The sequence below is a fragment of the Psychrobacter glaciei genome, assembly GCF_014652895.1.
Classification (GTDB): Bacteria; Pseudomonadota; Gammaproteobacteria; order Pseudomonadales; family Moraxellaceae; genus Psychrobacter; species Psychrobacter glaciei.
Genome location: NZ_BMZR01000001.1, coordinates 420,705 through 435,800, shown reverse-complemented (window position 1 = coordinate 435,800; position 15,096 = coordinate 420,705). Strand labels below are relative to the sequence as shown.

Sequence of the window (15,096 nt, the reverse complement as noted above, 5' to 3'; positions counted from 1 at the left end):
TTAATGATGATAAAACCTGATGAGTGAAGCATTTACTATACTAAATTTTATGCGTCTTACTATTCTCAATTGAATACGCACCTGCGCCATGGACAAAAATCATTAAGAAGCCGCCAGCGATAGCAATGTTTTTCATAAATGGATTCATTTGTGATTCATCGATCCAGAATTGATGAAAAATAAGCGCCGATACGATGTTAAAACCAACAAACAACACAGCTATCAGGCGCGCTTTAAAGCCAAGTAGAATGGCGATACCGCCAAATAACTCAAGCGCAATAACGAAAGGTAAGAGCATTCCAGGGACGCCCATTGCTTCCATATAACCTTAGGTAGCAGCGTAACCTGTTATTTTGGTAAAGCCTGAAAAAATAAAGATCATGGATAAAAATAGACGGCCAATTGGCGTGCTTAGCTGTTGTAATTTGTCCATAGTGATGCTCCAGTAATGAGTACGTTTGTTTAAATAGCTTTTATTTGATTAGGAAACACAGTAATTGTAGTCGTTGCTTATAGATAGATAAACCGTGATAATTATAAATGTAAGTTCTTTTTTTAAGAACAGTCAAGGAGTAGCTCAAATGGGACAACTAGAGGATATGGCAATGTTTGTCCGCATTGTCGAAGCAGGGAGCATTACCAAAGCCGCAGAGCAACTGAACATCGCTAAATCAGCTGTAAGCCGTCGACTAAAGGAATTAGAAACACGATTGGGCAGTCAGCTCATTAGCCGCACCACGCGCCAATCGAACTTAACACAAGCAGGTGAGCAGTATTACCAAAAAGTCGGCAACATACTGAGTGAAGTAGACGCGCTCAACGAAGAAACGAGTGGTGCTCCGACTCGTATCGAGGGCACGCTAAAAATGACCGCGCCATTATCGTTTGGCTTGATGCATCTGAATGACGTTATTGATGAATATGCCAATCAACACCCTAATCTGAATTTTGAGTTAGATTTTTCTGATCGACATGTGGATTTGGTCGAAGAAGGATTTGAGCTGGCCATTCGTGTCAGAGAGATGCAAGATTCTAGCTACCAAGCCAAACGTCTCGCACTCATTCGTTATGCATTGTGCGCCAGTCCTGAATATCTGGATAAAATGGGCACACCAAAAACGGTAGAAGAGTTGGCAACGCATAAAATCTTGCAATATGGTCTGAGTAAATCTAGCACGATAGAATTGATAGATGAGCAAGGCAAAAAACATGAGATAGAGGTTAACTCAAAAATAAAAGTCAACAACGGTGATTTTTTGCGTGAGATGGCAGTGAAAGGCCAAGGCATTGCCTTTTTGCCAACCTTTATTACTTATCAAACCTTAGCAAGTGGTGAGCTAGTCCCTATCATGCAGCAGTACCAGCTGCCCACACTAAATGCCTATGCGGTCTATCCAAAAAATCGATTTTTATCTCAGCGTTGCCGTTATTTAATTAATCTTATCGCTGAACGCTTCGGTGATGATCCTTATTGGGATAGGTATTAGTTTTTTGATTGTTCAAATTATATCTATTGGAGCATAGTGAATGATTCGTGTACCCACGATCCATGCTAGAGACCCTAATGAGCAACATCGAGCCTCTAGTACGCTTGAGTTATGATTTGATCTTGTCATTGTCATTGTCATTGTCATTGTCATTGTCATTGTCATTGTCATTGTCATTGTCATTGTCATTGTCATTGTCATTGTCATTGCTGTTGCTGTTGCTGCAAGCGGGCTTCATCACCGCTTACTTGAGCATGACTTTTTTGGATTTTTAACTTTTATCATGGCTTTTTTTATATTGTAGAATGCTTGGACGAGCTTTACTTGGTTTGCCTCAGAGTATGATCCTGATGATTGGTATTACCGTCTCTCAGTAATGTTGCAAATGTTTGGCTCATTAATGATTGCCGCCAACATCAATCAGTTTTTTGAGCAAGGACTAACATGGATAGGCGTTACTGGTTACGCGATCATGCGATTGGCTAGCTGTAGTCAGTGGTGGCGTGTGTATCAACAAGTAGAAGGCCACAAGTTTAGGTGTACGGTTTCTTCGGCATGGCTCACATTGCTGAATATGCTGGGCAATACGGGGACGTATGGCGGTGGTGATGCGATCTTATCTATCAGCAAGGTTTCAGTCTCCCTGCTTATATTTATTCTTCAAATTAGGGACTGTAGTAGATCACCACTAACTAGCTATTATAAGCGACCATCGCCCAAGCAAATAGACTGACGTTAATCGCTATCGCTATTATCCATCTGATATTTACTTGCCAGTTTTTACCTCGAAATGCCCTCTCCGCTTCTGGTGTAATTGGTTGAATAGGATATGGGTTATCTTGACCATCCCATGTCAGTAACTTCTTAATGTCAGGATGTAATATGGCTTGTTCAGTACACTGGTAGTTATTGCCTTGTAATAAGTAACCAAGCGCATATATTGAGCTGATTATAAGCATAACGATGCCGCCAGCGCCTGAATGCTGCGTATTGAGAATACCGTATTTGCGAAAGACAATATCACTGCAGGCAAAAAGTGACTTACTGGTGTCTACTGGATAAGCCTCACAGAACTTAGGATTGATTGGTAAATCGGCGGCATCACCTTCCATATAGGTGCGGATAAACGCCCAGTGTACACGTGGGTCAACACTAACATCATGAGGTTTTATATGATGAGTAATCTTTCCTGTATTAGGATCTGCGATATATAGATTTAGCGGCGTATAAGCAGTATTTTGTTTGATGGTATGAATTTCAGGAATAAGGTCTTTATAATCTACTATCTTTAATTCAAAAGGTTTAAAAAACTGTAATGAGGGACGATAGTAATACACTAACTTCTGCTCTTTTTTTAGAAAGTAGTATTGAATGCGGTACGGATGCTTTCTGATAAATTGATAGAAGAGTAAGAAAAGAGGAGTACCAAACACAAGTAGCCAGAAAAAAGTAAGTATTATATCAAATAAGTCAAAATTACCATTTATAAATACAACTTCTCCAATATCTTGCAAAAAATAGTTACCTAGCCAAAATGTAGAAAAATAAACCCAGCCTATGCAGAAATACCAATACCAAAAGTAGCTAGGTAAGAAAGTCATATAATCAGGATTAATGTTGGCAATCTCTTTGTTAAGATGCTCAATGTCTTCTCCTTCTTCTAATAAACCTTTATTTATCTCGCTACTATAAGGGCTTTCAAGAACTTCTTGTAGCTCATTAATATGTTTAGAAAAATCATCGCGTAGTTGCATTCAAAGCCTTCTTGTTTTCATCTAAGCAATCACACTAAATGAAACCAATACAGCAGCTTATAGGCCAACCCTGTGTCATATCCCTTGATTGCCCCTATCATGTCAATAAAAAATGCAAAAACAAATAACATGATGATACCGAATAAAATAAGCGCGAGACTAAAGACTAGCTTTTTCCAAATGGGTTGATTGGCATCTTCAATATTGCCTTCGGGCAAGTTTTTGTTTAAGTCATACGGATCGTTAGGATCTATCTGACATTCAGCTTCAATCTCAGGACTAAACTTGGGGGTGATGCTTGTGTTAATAGATAATAAACGTCCCATGTAACGTAGCCAAGCAAAAGGCATTAGTAGATATTCTGCTAATACCAGTCTAAATGTACCTGGATTCTCTTGATTAACATGACTAGCGTGATAGCCTAGCTTGACTCTTTGCAAAGACACTAGTGGAGTTTCTCTCTTTTCATGTACAGGATGAACATAGCGAACAGCGCTTTTAACTTCTTTAAATTGCTTAGCGTTGCCTTCCATATATCTACGAACAAACTCGAAATGTCCTAGCAATGTACCTTCATCATGCCTATCTGCTCCTAAACTATTAACAAACGGTAAGCTAAACATCCCCGTAATAGTGACGCCATCATCAGCTAAAGTAATACCACGCACATCACCACCGTCTTTGTAGGTAGTGGCCATATAGAATTTCAGGTCATCCCAATCAAAAACCTGTACTTGTCGATTGGCTTGGCGAACATAAACCTTGCGTGTTTTTCGATTAAAACGAATGGGAAGATAGGTATAGCTGAATAGCTCCGTTGAGAGTAAAGCCAGTAAATAAATAAAAGCAACTATAAAGGCTAACGTTATGGTACTGGCTAATATTCCTAATAGAAAAGAGCCTGTTAAGAACTCGTCATACAATATAACAAAACCTAAGTAAATGACACCTGATATTAGTCCTAAAAAAAATAAACTGCCAAACGTGACATCACCTCGTATTCTATCCTGACGGCCTACTAGCTCCATATAAGTTGAATTAAACTGTACGACGGTGCGCTGCGGATAAAGCGGTACGTCATAATTTTGTGTTTTATCCAACCATTTAAAGTCCTTAATTTCTTGAACTTGTCCGCCTAAACCCACACCGAAATTACCACCGAATTTTTGATTAATTTCTTTATAATTAAGTTTTGCAAAGGGGTTTCTTCCATTAATATCTATCATTTAATTGTCCTGTAGATCGATATCGTCACCTACCACAGCACGATCAAACTGCTCTAATGTATGCTCAAGTGACCAACCAGCGCTCTCGACTCCCCAAATACCAAGATTAAGCCAATTCTCCATTCCTGACTTTTTCCAATAGCCGATGAATAGAGTGACACCAATAAAACCAATAAGTAAGACTACACCAATACCTGTTGCTGTTGCTCCTAAACTTAATGTTAGAAGTACTGTTGAGCCAGCTCCAGTAGCTGCTGAACCATAATAAGCCCACATCATAGTTTCGTTATCATTTTCTTTAGCATCAAGAGCTGATTTTATATCAAAGCCAGCAAATATTGCCGCACCGCCAAGACTCAAACCTCTTGCAACCACTGACAAAGATTTTGCTGATCGCTCGGCCGTTAATACTTTTTCATTTGATACTAAATTACCTGCTCCACGTTGAAGTTTTAGTTCACTTGCCATTAGTTGACTGGCATTACCACGAAGCTCCAAACTACCAGCTAGCAGTATCATCAATCCTGCGACTGCTTTACTGCCTTCTACTAGTCTGTCTTCTTGAGTTTTTGCTTGAAAAAATGCACCTACTAAAAAGACACAAGCCACTGTTTGTAGCATAGCCCCAAAATAATGGGCTCGGACAGCTTGGTCTACTCTTCGATTGGTAATATCTTCAAAACGTTTGTAATTTTTGTAACTTTGGTCGTACAACTCAGGCTCAGTGTAGACTGATTGGCCTATAGTTTGTCTCAATGTATTTTTGTCAGGATATGCTTTATTGCTACTCTCGTAGACGTTCATTCCTGCTCTAAGTTGATTTTTATCTATATAGTAGATAAAACTTTGGCTAATGGTTTTGTTGAGTCTAGCAGCCTCTCCTGAAGTTTTAAGTGCTTGATCGATACTTTCACGTATTCTAGTAGGCAGATTACCACTACCTGCGATGTGCATAACGCCATTTATCAACGCTTTTCTAGCATCAGCGTAGCTGCCTTGCCCTCTAACTACGATTAAGGCTTTTTCGTGGTGATATCCAAATAAATACTCCTTAGTAGATATCATTAGTCCAGACAAAGCCTGACCTGTACGATAGTCTTTCATAAAGGGAACTGCAAGCTGCTCTGCTAGGCTAACAGTTGCGCCTACTTGTCCGGCGACAGCATCGTACCTACCAAATACCGCAGCCGAGCCAGTATATAGCAACCCTGACCATGAATTGGTCATAATCTCTGTCGTACTAACCCCTGCCGTAAGAGATGGCATTCCATCAATATAATTGACGACTTGATCTTGGTTAAAGGCCAAGGCACGTGCTAGGTAGTTATCTTCGTCACTGGATTTTTTTTCTGTTAAGTGTAAATCATATAAGTCAGCTAATGCAGGTATGGTAGCAGTCGAGCCTAAAAACTGCTGAACAGTAAGTGTGTAATAAACACAACTTCCCTCATCATTTTTATCAAAACAGTGAGTCATCATTGTTTTTAATTCTTCGCCTTCGAACACATCTTTATAAGCAGCAGCTAACATCTCTAACAAGGTATTAAGCTCATTTTGACGCTGTTCAGACCTTACTTCAAAATCAGACAGCCATCCGTTCATTTCACTTTCACGAATTAGCTCGCTATAACTCGACCATGCTGACTGTCGTTGCTGCTCCAAAAACCTTGAGGCACCTTCTCGTTGTCTTTGCGCTTCTGCTTGCTGCTCTGCTTCACTCGGGCCATCTCCTTCCCATCTTGGTATCGGCCGTAAATAATTGTTATGCTCATTAACTTTGCCTATATGGCGTTGTGCATGAGCTTTTGCTCTTTCATCAACATTATTTTTTAAAGTGTTGATGAGAGTCGCTACTGTATGACGATAAACTTCATCTTCAGTAGGTCGAGAAGCAAGCTTTGCTTGTATCATAAACTCGTTTAAATCAATTAATTTACCAACAGGATCATTAAATTTAACCGAAATAGCTGTACCACTTACTTTAACCTTACTTAGCTTATCAAGATAATTAAGTGTTTCCTTTGACTTATCTGGATTATAAGGTCTTTTACTAAGTGGATTTATAAGACCATAATATTCGTTAGGAAAAAACTGCCGAGTTGCTTCATTGGCGTCATTTTCATTATTCCACACATTGTAATATTTAGAACTTTGTAATTTAGCGCCTGAGTGATTTTTACTACTTGATGGCTTAGCAGTTACTGGAACTTCAATCATATTATTAGTTTTAGCATCATCGACATTTTTTTGATGTCTTTTGATGACTTCCTTATTCCATTTAACAGGACTATAGGCTAACCATAAGGTATCTATATCCTTTTGCGAATTTGGTATTCGAATAAAGCTTGATAAAGCTATACAATCATCACCTTTGTGACAAGCGTAGTCTACAGTTGGCAACTCAGGTGTGCTCGCTATATTGTGTACATTGAATTGTTTCAAATAACGCCCTTGAGTGATTACATACCCGTACCACTCTCCTTTATTATCAATGATATAAATATAACCTTCATTGACCAATCTACTGACTATTTCCAAATTATTTTCCAAATATATATATCCTGAACGCATAGGAAATATTGCAATCCCTTCAGTCAAACATTGCTCACATCTCTCTGCCATGACCTTGTTCCTTATCTTTTAATTATCTAATGTCACTAAACCTGATTGCTCATAGCATTCATACAGCCATCGGTTCATCATCGTCATACGATCAACAGGATTGGTCAGATGTGTTGCGGCTGTCAGTTGAGCATTCGCTTTGTCCAACCAGCTCAGCAGTGTACCGTAGTGATTAAGTATCAAATTGCTACTCTCAATACCTTTTTTAGCGAAGAAACGATTAAGCATGCTGATATTATCCAACTGGGTTTGGCTCAATGGACAGTAGCTTGACAGACGTTGTACTGATCTGACTTGCTGAGGCTCATAATAATGAAGGTTGTTTAAACTGTGCCAGTGGTCATCTAATGGCAACCAAAGCCGCTTAGGGTAGCCATAGCGATTGGTAATGTAGGCGTGCTGTGCTAGTGGTAGTAGATGAATCAATACTTGTGGATCTAAATAGCGAAGAAGTTTTTTTTGACCACTTTTTTGGATGATTTGATTCAATCCTAGTAAACGAGCGATTTGCTTAGCATCTGGTTTGGAGGCTTCTACATCAGTTGTATTAACTATTGGCTGCTGCCATTCAGGCTCGTCTGGTAGATACTCTTTTGCACTGATTCTTATTTTATATGCCCTTATATTAGGGGCAGTATAATCTAGTAATGTGAGTATGCCATGATGACGAGATAGCAGCTCACACTGCTGCAAATGCATCTCTAGGATATTACTGATGTCTGAGCTTAGCGTGACCATGACTGGACTATCGATCATATGGTAGCTAAGCAACTCTTGCTGTAATGAATGTATAGCGTCAGGGAAGGCAGAATTAATCTCGCCGATCAGCTCTGTCTGGCTATGATGAACAATCATGACATCAAAGGTACTGAGCACCCTAGCGTCAAGCGTTTGCGTCTGTAAGCTTACGCTTAATGATTTTTCTGGTTGGATATTCATTATGCTGTCATGCTTTTATATCTGCGTGTGAGATTGATTTGAGTAAAAGTCATTTTTATTATAAGTCGGTACTAGCAGCATGATTGTCCTCAGCCTGCTCTGACAACTTCTCACAAGCTTCAAACTGCATTTGCTTCATCATTAGGTTTTTAGCCTCACCACCCCCGCTACCCCAATCCACCTTACTCGCCTTGTAGCCCACTTGAGCAGGCGTGATAAACGTCACATTACCACCTGATATTTCAATGCCACTGCCTGCAGCTTTTAGAGTCAGCGTATCAGGCGCGATGATCTCAACACTGTCACGGCTATGGATGCGCAGGACTTGCTCACTATCAAGTCGCATCTTGCTTTGATGCGCTTGTATGGTCACATCGCCATGAGCGGCAGTATGGGTTTGCGCTTTATTGCTGTAGTAATGAATATCGCCTGCCACCAACTGGTTCATCTGCGTTTGGCTGTGATGATGGGTGCTGTCAGTTGCGTGGCTATGCGTGCTTTGGGTACTGGTATGCTGACTGTGTTGTCCACTGAGCAGTGCCAAATGACGCTGGGAATCAATGAGCAAGTTGGCTTGTTGCCATTGACCCGCATTATCTAGCGCGCTGTCATTGGTATCTTTGCTAAATTGGGAAAATGGGGTTTGCGCATCTTCTTTACTGTTGCTTTGCTTGTTATTACTACTATCCTCTAGTCCCACTGGTTGATGGGTGTCAGCCAGCTGCGCGTAGGCTTGCTGATGTTGGTCAGCGGTTTGTAGCTTACCGTGACTATCATGACTCATATGAGGGTTTGACTGACTTCCTGACGCTTGGCTACTGATATGAATGCCAGTGCTGCCTTGCACGTTGGCAGCGGCTTGGGTCTCTAAACTGATGCCTTGCCCACGTGCTTGACCACGGGTATGGTCGCTATGCTGATACAGATGACCAATGGTTAGACTGCTTTGATAGCTACTGCTATAGACGTTAATCTGCGGACTGTCAGGATGGGCGTCAAACATGAGTTGGTTATAGCCGTTAATAAGGCTGTCTTTGGTGGCCTCGCCTGTTCGGCTGCTATCGATACTTTGGGTCTTGATACCATCAATAGGATGAGCATGGCTTTGATTGATGAACCAAGCGGGACTGGTGGCGTCAAGGCTACCTGAGTCACTGACGATGCTATTATGCTGAGCATCAGTATTGCCTTGCCCGTTATGGGTACTGCCAATGATGATGGGATGGGTGATGTCACCACCGATGAAGTCGATAAGGACATGCTGTCCATGACGCAGAGGATGAGTCTGTCCCATGTTGTCGGCAACGAGGTGACTAGCAATGGGTATCCAGTGCGCGCTATCGTCTCCTTCGCTTTGCCAGTGATATCTGATATGCGCACGGTGATTGCGGTCATGAGTGATAGCGCTGCTATCGGTGTCAATAATACTGGCACTCATAAGACCTGTCAGACTCGGATGCGGGTGTCCAAGCTCGCTCAGCTGTGCGCCATATGAAATATGGTGATGATGTGGAAACGGTAGGTAGCAGGCAGTGATATGATGGACGTTGTTGTCATTGTCGTCATCATTGTCATGGTTCGCATTGGGCTGTAAGGTAATAGGATCAAAGGGCGCAGCGCCGAGCCAGTCTGCTGGTATGTGGTTATTAATGTGCTGATGAATAGAGACCAGACTGATCGGATCCGTTAAATAAGGATTACCATCGATATGATGCGCGCTTGGCAGACTTAGATGACGAGTATTACCAGTTAGGCTGCCTAGATTGGCCAGCTGCTCAGCGTTCTGCTGATAGCGGGTGGCAAGTGCGGTGAGTCCATCATCGTTTAAATAACTATGACTGTGCAAAAAGCGCTGATGCGTGCTGCTTGATGAATCGATAGGTTGCGCGCTACTGCTACTGCCGGTATAGGTACTCATCAAGCGACTGTCATAACGATGTAGATCGCTTTGCTGAATATGCTGGGCAATACGGGGACGAATGGCGGTGATGCGATCTTGTCTATCAGCGAGATTGGCAGGGTTTTGACTGAGAATGCTTTGAATGTCATTGGCATCAGGGCGCAGTATTTCGCCATTATGAGGAAGTAACACTAGCGTGTGACTATCCGCTTCATGACGGTAATAACCTGTGATGCCGTAAAGTGCTAATTGTTGAATAAGGTAGGATAAATCGGTCTGATTATACTGTACGCTGTGCTGAATATGATAGTTGCTGTCATCACTGAGGCGCTCGTCAATCTCGATGTCCATATCATATGGGCTAATAATATCTTTGATAAGCTCGCTTAAACTTAGATGATGATGACGGCGATTATGACTGTTCAGGCGTAATTGGCTTACCGTAGGTTCGCAGATAATACGGTAGGCAGCCATACCACTGTTGCTACCGAAGGCAACGGCTTCGGTGATGATACCGTGACGGGTTTGGTTTGGTAGTAGCGTGTCGCCCGTATGCCAATGTATCGAGAGACTTTGCCCTAGCCATTGTTGTATATCCAGTCCTGCTTGTGGGTGCAGTAACGTAATGCTAATACGGTAGCCACTGAATAGAGCGAGCTGACGGTCGGTATAGCTTTGGACACGTTGGTCGTGATGATAAGGGCTTGGGTAGGCATCAGGTGATGGCATCAGCGCGGGCTTACTCCAAACGCTGTCAGGTAATGGCATACCTAATAAGCTCTCAACCAAGTCAGCCTGTTGAATAATACTGGTGGCAATATCAGGATGGGCACTGCTAAGTTGCACATGCCGCTTTGTTTGAGTCCATACCATGACAAGCCCTTCTCTATCTAAAGGTTTAGCGATCAAAATTACAAAGTAAAAAGTAATGCAAGCATTGAAATTTAACCAACAGTTCTATCAATCAAACTTTAATTTAATGATCATCGTCAGAGGAATCACGTTTGGGCTGAATACCAATCATGTCAGACAGCATCGATAATTGATCTTCGTTTTTGATGATATGAGTGAGCCATTGATCCAGTGGCATATCGGCCCAATCAATCGCCCGACCGAGTAAAAAAGTCACTGGGCTGTGCGGCTCATTGGTTGCAAAATACTCTTGGATTTGAGCCAGCAATTTAAGCGCTTGCCGACGATTGCTTTGATGATCGCGGTTACTAGGATTAAAACTGGTTGAGCTAATATTATTTGTGCTGGCTGATTGTCCATTGCCATCCGACATCACAGGTTCATTGGGATCAATCAGGTCGACATTATCGGCTTGGCTCTCTTGACCCATACTATGAGCAGTATCAGAATACTCTGGTATCAATGGACGCAAATGCTGCGTCAGTGCAATCAATAAATCCGTCACTGGTGCGAAGACTGGCGCATCCATACCCATCAGATCATTGAGCTGATCGGTCAATGTCTGCCACTGCTCAGTTACTTTATTAAGATTGCTCATCAGTGCTTGTTGCCAAGTCTCACTACTGGTCTTGATGGCGTGGTTATAGTCACTCAGTGTCAATTGGTTAGATGTTTCGCTATCGGGGTTTTGCTGACGCTGCTTATCATGATCACGCGCGGTTAGATAGTAATTGTAGTTGTAGCTCTCGGCCTTTGTATCAGCCAGCGATAGTTGTTTGATATCATCGGATAGTGCCTTGACGAACCACGACAGCAGCCCTGCTCTGATATCCATGCTGTCTTCTTCACCATCTAATGGTGGATACATGGTGAGCCAATATTCGTCATTAAATGCTTGCAGTACGCTCAGCCCATGACTGATGCCTGCTAAATGATTGGTGTGACTCAGTGCATCGACGTACCACAGTGCCAGCTTCATGTCTTTACTGGTATCGCTGAGCAACTCAGCACATTGGTTTTTGACAAAGTCCCAGTCGGCGACTTTTAGCTCAGTGACCCAGTTGCCTTGTGCCAGCAGTGGGTCATCCTCTTGACGAGCCGCAACGATGGCATCGATACGTGGATCAAAGATGAGATCTTCACCCACCCCATGATGGCTGCCATCGATAGGCGCGATAAGGGTGTCAATATCGGTTAGTAAGGAATTACCCATATTCATTATAATAAATCCTTCTTAACAGATTTTTTACTGATGGTTTTTTTCACTGATGGCTTTTTTACGGCAGCCTCTTTAGTAGCAGCCTCTTTAGTAGCAGGCTCTTTAGTAGCAGGCTCTTTTTTAGTAGAAGATTTTTTGGTAGCTGGCTTCTTAGCTGCAACTTGTTTGCTAGGCGCTTTACTCACGTCACCTTCAACCTCACTGTACTGCGCCATATGATTGAGCGCTACAACAGCATCAGTATCGAGACGATAGGCAAAATTATCATCCTCATCGACGAATACCGTCATTTTCTTTAGCACACTTTGACTGTCATCATGGGCCAGTAGCTGACCCGCCAGCTGCGGTAGCAAGGTATGACTGATAATAGCATCGGCGTTACGTGCACCAGAATCGACCTCATGACAACGTGATAAAATCAGCTCAATCACCTCATCGTCAATGACACAAGGCACATCGTAATTATCACGGATGCGGCCAGTGATTTTATCCAGCTTTAGGCGAATGATTTCTGCGAGCGCGTCATCCGTCAATGGATAATAAGGGATGACCGTTAGACGACCCAAAAATGCAGGCTTGAAGGCTTTGTATAAATGTGGATTGATGGCTTGTTTTAGGCTATCACTGTCTGGCAGGCTAAAATCAGTGATGGCTGGATCTGTATTGATGCACGCTTGCATAATCTGCGCTGAGCCAATATTACTGGTCAATAAAATAAGGGTGTTTTTGAAGTCAATTAAACGCCCCTCGCTGTCTTCCATCACCCCTTTATCGAAGACCTGATAAAACAAATCCAACACGTCTGGATGTGCTTTTTCGACTTCATCGAGTAGGAGCACACTATAAGGACGGCGGCGGATGGCCTCCGTCAATACCCCACCTTCACCATAGCCAACATAACCTGGCGGCGAGCCTTTTAATGACGCAACACTGTGCGCTTCCTGATACTCTGACAAGTTAATGGTGATAAGATTACGCTCACCCCCATACAGTACCTCTGATAGCGCCAACGCAGTTTCTGTCTTGCCCACACCGCTTGGCCCGACTAGCATAAATACGCCTTGCGGGCGGTTGGGGTCATCTAAGCGCGCTTTTGCAGTATGAATCCGCTTAACGATAGCCGCCACAGAGTGGTCTTGCCCAATGACACGTGCTTGCAAGGTATCAGCCAAATTTAAGATATGGTCTTTCTCATTCCCTGCCATATCGTTAAGTGGAATCCCTGTCCAATCCAAGATAATTTGCTTAATCACTTGTCTATCTAATACAGGATGAATGAGGCGATGCGTTTCTTGTATTTTTTTTAGTGCCTGCTCGATACTTTGATACTCAGCTTGTTTGTCTAAGCGCTCCTTGGCACTAAGCGTATCAGAGCCACTTATCTTGCCATTCAATTGCTGATTAATTGCATCAAGCTGATCATTAAGCTCGCGCTGTTCGTGCCAGCGAGCTGTCATGTCAATAATGCTTTGTTGATTCGACTGACGCTGCTCATCGAGTACCGCTATTTTTTGGCTGACTTTTTCTTTTTCGTCCACACCGCCGATACGCTCAAGCTGCTGACTGAGATTATTGATATGCTGCTCTAATTGCACGCCTTTGGCTTGTAGCCTATCCAGCTGATTGGGCATGGCTGTCTTTGATAAGCTCACCCGTGCCGCTGCCGTATCTAATACGCTGACCGCTTTATCAGGTAGTTGTCGATCACTGATATAACGTGCAGATAATTCAACCGCCGCTTGTAACGCATCGTCATCTATTAAAATACCGAAATGCGCCTGCATCTTGGCACTCAAACCACGAATCATCGCCACTGCCGTTTCAATATCAGGCTCATCGACTTTGACTACCTGAAAGCGACGTGATAATGCAGCGTCTTTTTCAAAGTATTTCTTGTACTCTGACCACGTCGTCGCCGCAATGGTTCTAAGCTCACCACGAGCCAGCGCCGGTTTCAGTAAATTAGCCGCATCGTTTTGACCTGCCTGCCCGCCAGCGCCAATCAAAGTATGTGCTTCATCGATGAATAGGATAATTGGCTGTACCGAGGCTTGTACTTCTTCGATGACTTGCTTGAGACGGTTTTCGAACTCACCTTTGACACTCGCCCCAGCTTGCAATAGCCCCATATCGAGACTACGTATCGTCACGTCTTTGAGCTGATCAGGTACTTGACCGGCAACTATCTTTTGCGCCAAGCCCTCCACCACCGCTGTTTTACCCACGCCCGCTTCACCTGTCAAAATTGGATTGTTTTGACGACGACGAATCAAAATATCGATCAGCTGATGAATTTCAAACTCACGGCCTATCACTGGATCTATTTGCTCTGCACTGGCTTTAGCAGTCAAATCATAAGTATATTTATCCAACGCAGGGGTTGGCTTAGCTTCAGCTTGCTCAGCGTCTAAAGGTTCTTGATTGTTAGTATCATTGTCTACACTATCATCAGCACCCTTATTCACGCCTTTATTATTGACGCCTTTATTGCTGCTTGACCCACTACCCTCAGTACTACCAAGACACTGGCGTTCATAATCATCTTTTAGGGTAAAACGATCAATATACTGTAGCTGTTCAGGGAGGGTTTTGAGTAATGACTGATAGCGCTCATACGCCAATAGCACGAGCAATATGTGTCCAGAGCGGATTTCGAGTGGGCTGTTATTATCATCACTTTGGCTATGTTGGCTACTGGCTAGCTCCCACGCATCTTCTAACAATGCCATCAACCCTTGACTAAACACAGGGGTCGAGCCTGTTGCCTGACTAAAAGTACTGAGCAAGTCTGTGATGTCTACTAGCAATGCCTGCTGATTGATCTTATTAAATTTCAGTATTTGAGCCACGTCATTGTGCGGCGTGGCAATCAGTTCATGTAGCAGATGGACGGTATCAACTTCACGATGCCCGTTATTGATACAAAGCCTAGCTGCCTGCTGCAAACACTGTCGGCAGCTCGGGCTCAAGCGGGTAATTACAGCTTTTAACTGGCTCATAAACCTTTTCCTTTGGCATTTTCAATAGACTTAACATT

The 15,096-nt window shown here is 42.8% G+C and carries 10 protein-coding genes and 1 pseudogene; 2 read left to right on the top strand and 9 right to left on the bottom strand.

Features of this window, described 5'->3' with window-relative positions; genetic code table 11:
- Positions 1–40: 40 nt before the first annotated feature.
- A complete protein-coding gene (locus IE130_RS01900; RefSeq protein WP_265090133.1) occupies positions 41–322 on the bottom strand; it encodes a DoxX family protein in 282 nt (93 codons plus the stop codon).
- Positions 323–581: 259 nt separating this feature from the next.
- On the opposite strand from IE130_RS01900, the gene IE130_RS01895 reads away from it, so the two are divergent.
- Positions 582–1,487, top strand: coding sequence for a LysR family transcriptional regulator (locus IE130_RS01895; protein ID WP_189580909.1), 906 nt, complete (start codon positions 582–584; stop codon positions 1,485–1,487).
- Between the two features lie 109 nt (positions 1,488–1,596).
- On the opposite strand, the gene IE130_RS14290 is transcribed toward IE130_RS01895, so the two are convergent.
- On the bottom strand, positions 1,597–1,725 hold the full coding sequence (locus IE130_RS14290) for a hypothetical protein (RefSeq protein WP_264997144.1): 129 nt from the start codon (positions 1,723–1,725) through the stop codon (positions 1,597–1,599).
- An 81-nt stretch (positions 1,726–1,806) separates the two neighbouring features.
- On the opposite strand from IE130_RS14290, the pseudogene IE130_RS01890 reads away from it, so the two are divergent.
- A pseudogene (locus IE130_RS01890) lies at positions 1,807–2,220 on the top strand (low temperature requirement protein A); the annotation flags it as partial.
- Here the strand turns inward: IE130_RS01890 and IE130_RS01885 are convergent.
- From IE130_RS01885 to tssH, 7 genes are all read right to left on the bottom strand, one after another.
- Complete coding sequence (locus IE130_RS01885) at positions 2,180–3,241, bottom strand: hypothetical protein (protein WP_189580907.1); 1,062 nt, start codon at positions 3,239–3,241, stop codon at positions 2,180–2,182. The pseudogene IE130_RS01890 and the gene IE130_RS01885 sit on opposite strands and share 41 nt — an antisense overlap.
- 29 nt (positions 3,242–3,270) lie before the next feature.
- A complete protein-coding gene (locus IE130_RS01880; RefSeq protein ID WP_189580904.1) occupies positions 3,271–4,467 on the bottom strand; it encodes a DUF6708 domain-containing protein in 1,197 nt (398 codons plus the stop codon).
- Positions 4,468–7,089 carry a T6SS effector BTH_I2691 family protein gene (locus tag IE130_RS01875; RefSeq protein WP_189580901.1) on the bottom strand — a complete coding sequence of 874 codons (2,622 nt, stop codon included), beginning with the start codon at positions 7,087–7,089 and terminating at the stop codon, positions 4,468–4,470.
- An 18-nt stretch (positions 7,090–7,107) separates the two neighbouring features.
- Positions 7,108–8,028 (bottom strand): hypothetical protein, encoded by a 921-nt coding sequence (locus IE130_RS01870; protein WP_189580898.1) that lies wholly within the window; start codon positions 8,026–8,028, stop codon positions 7,108–7,110.
- 58 nt (positions 8,029–8,086) lie between these two features.
- The gene (locus tag IE130_RS01865) at positions 8,087–10,801 is read right to left on the bottom strand and encodes a contractile injection system protein, VgrG/Pvc8 family (protein WP_189580895.1); all 2,715 of its coding nucleotides are present in this window, start codon (positions 10,799–10,801) and stop codon (positions 8,087–8,089) included.
- Positions 10,802–10,904: 103 nt separating this feature from the next.
- The gene (gene tssA, locus IE130_RS01860) at positions 10,905–12,059 is read right to left on the bottom strand and encodes a type VI secretion system protein TssA (RefSeq protein ID WP_189580892.1); all 1,155 of its coding nucleotides are present in this window, start codon (positions 12,057–12,059) and stop codon (positions 10,905–10,907) included.
- Positions 12,059–15,058 carry a type VI secretion system ATPase TssH gene (tssH, locus tag IE130_RS01855; RefSeq protein ID WP_189580877.1) on the bottom strand — a complete coding sequence of 1,000 codons (3,000 nt, stop codon included), beginning with the start codon at positions 15,056–15,058 and terminating at the stop codon, positions 12,059–12,061. Before tssH ends, tssA begins: the two co-directional genes overlap by 1 nt.
- Positions 15,059–15,096: the final 38 nt, after the last annotated feature.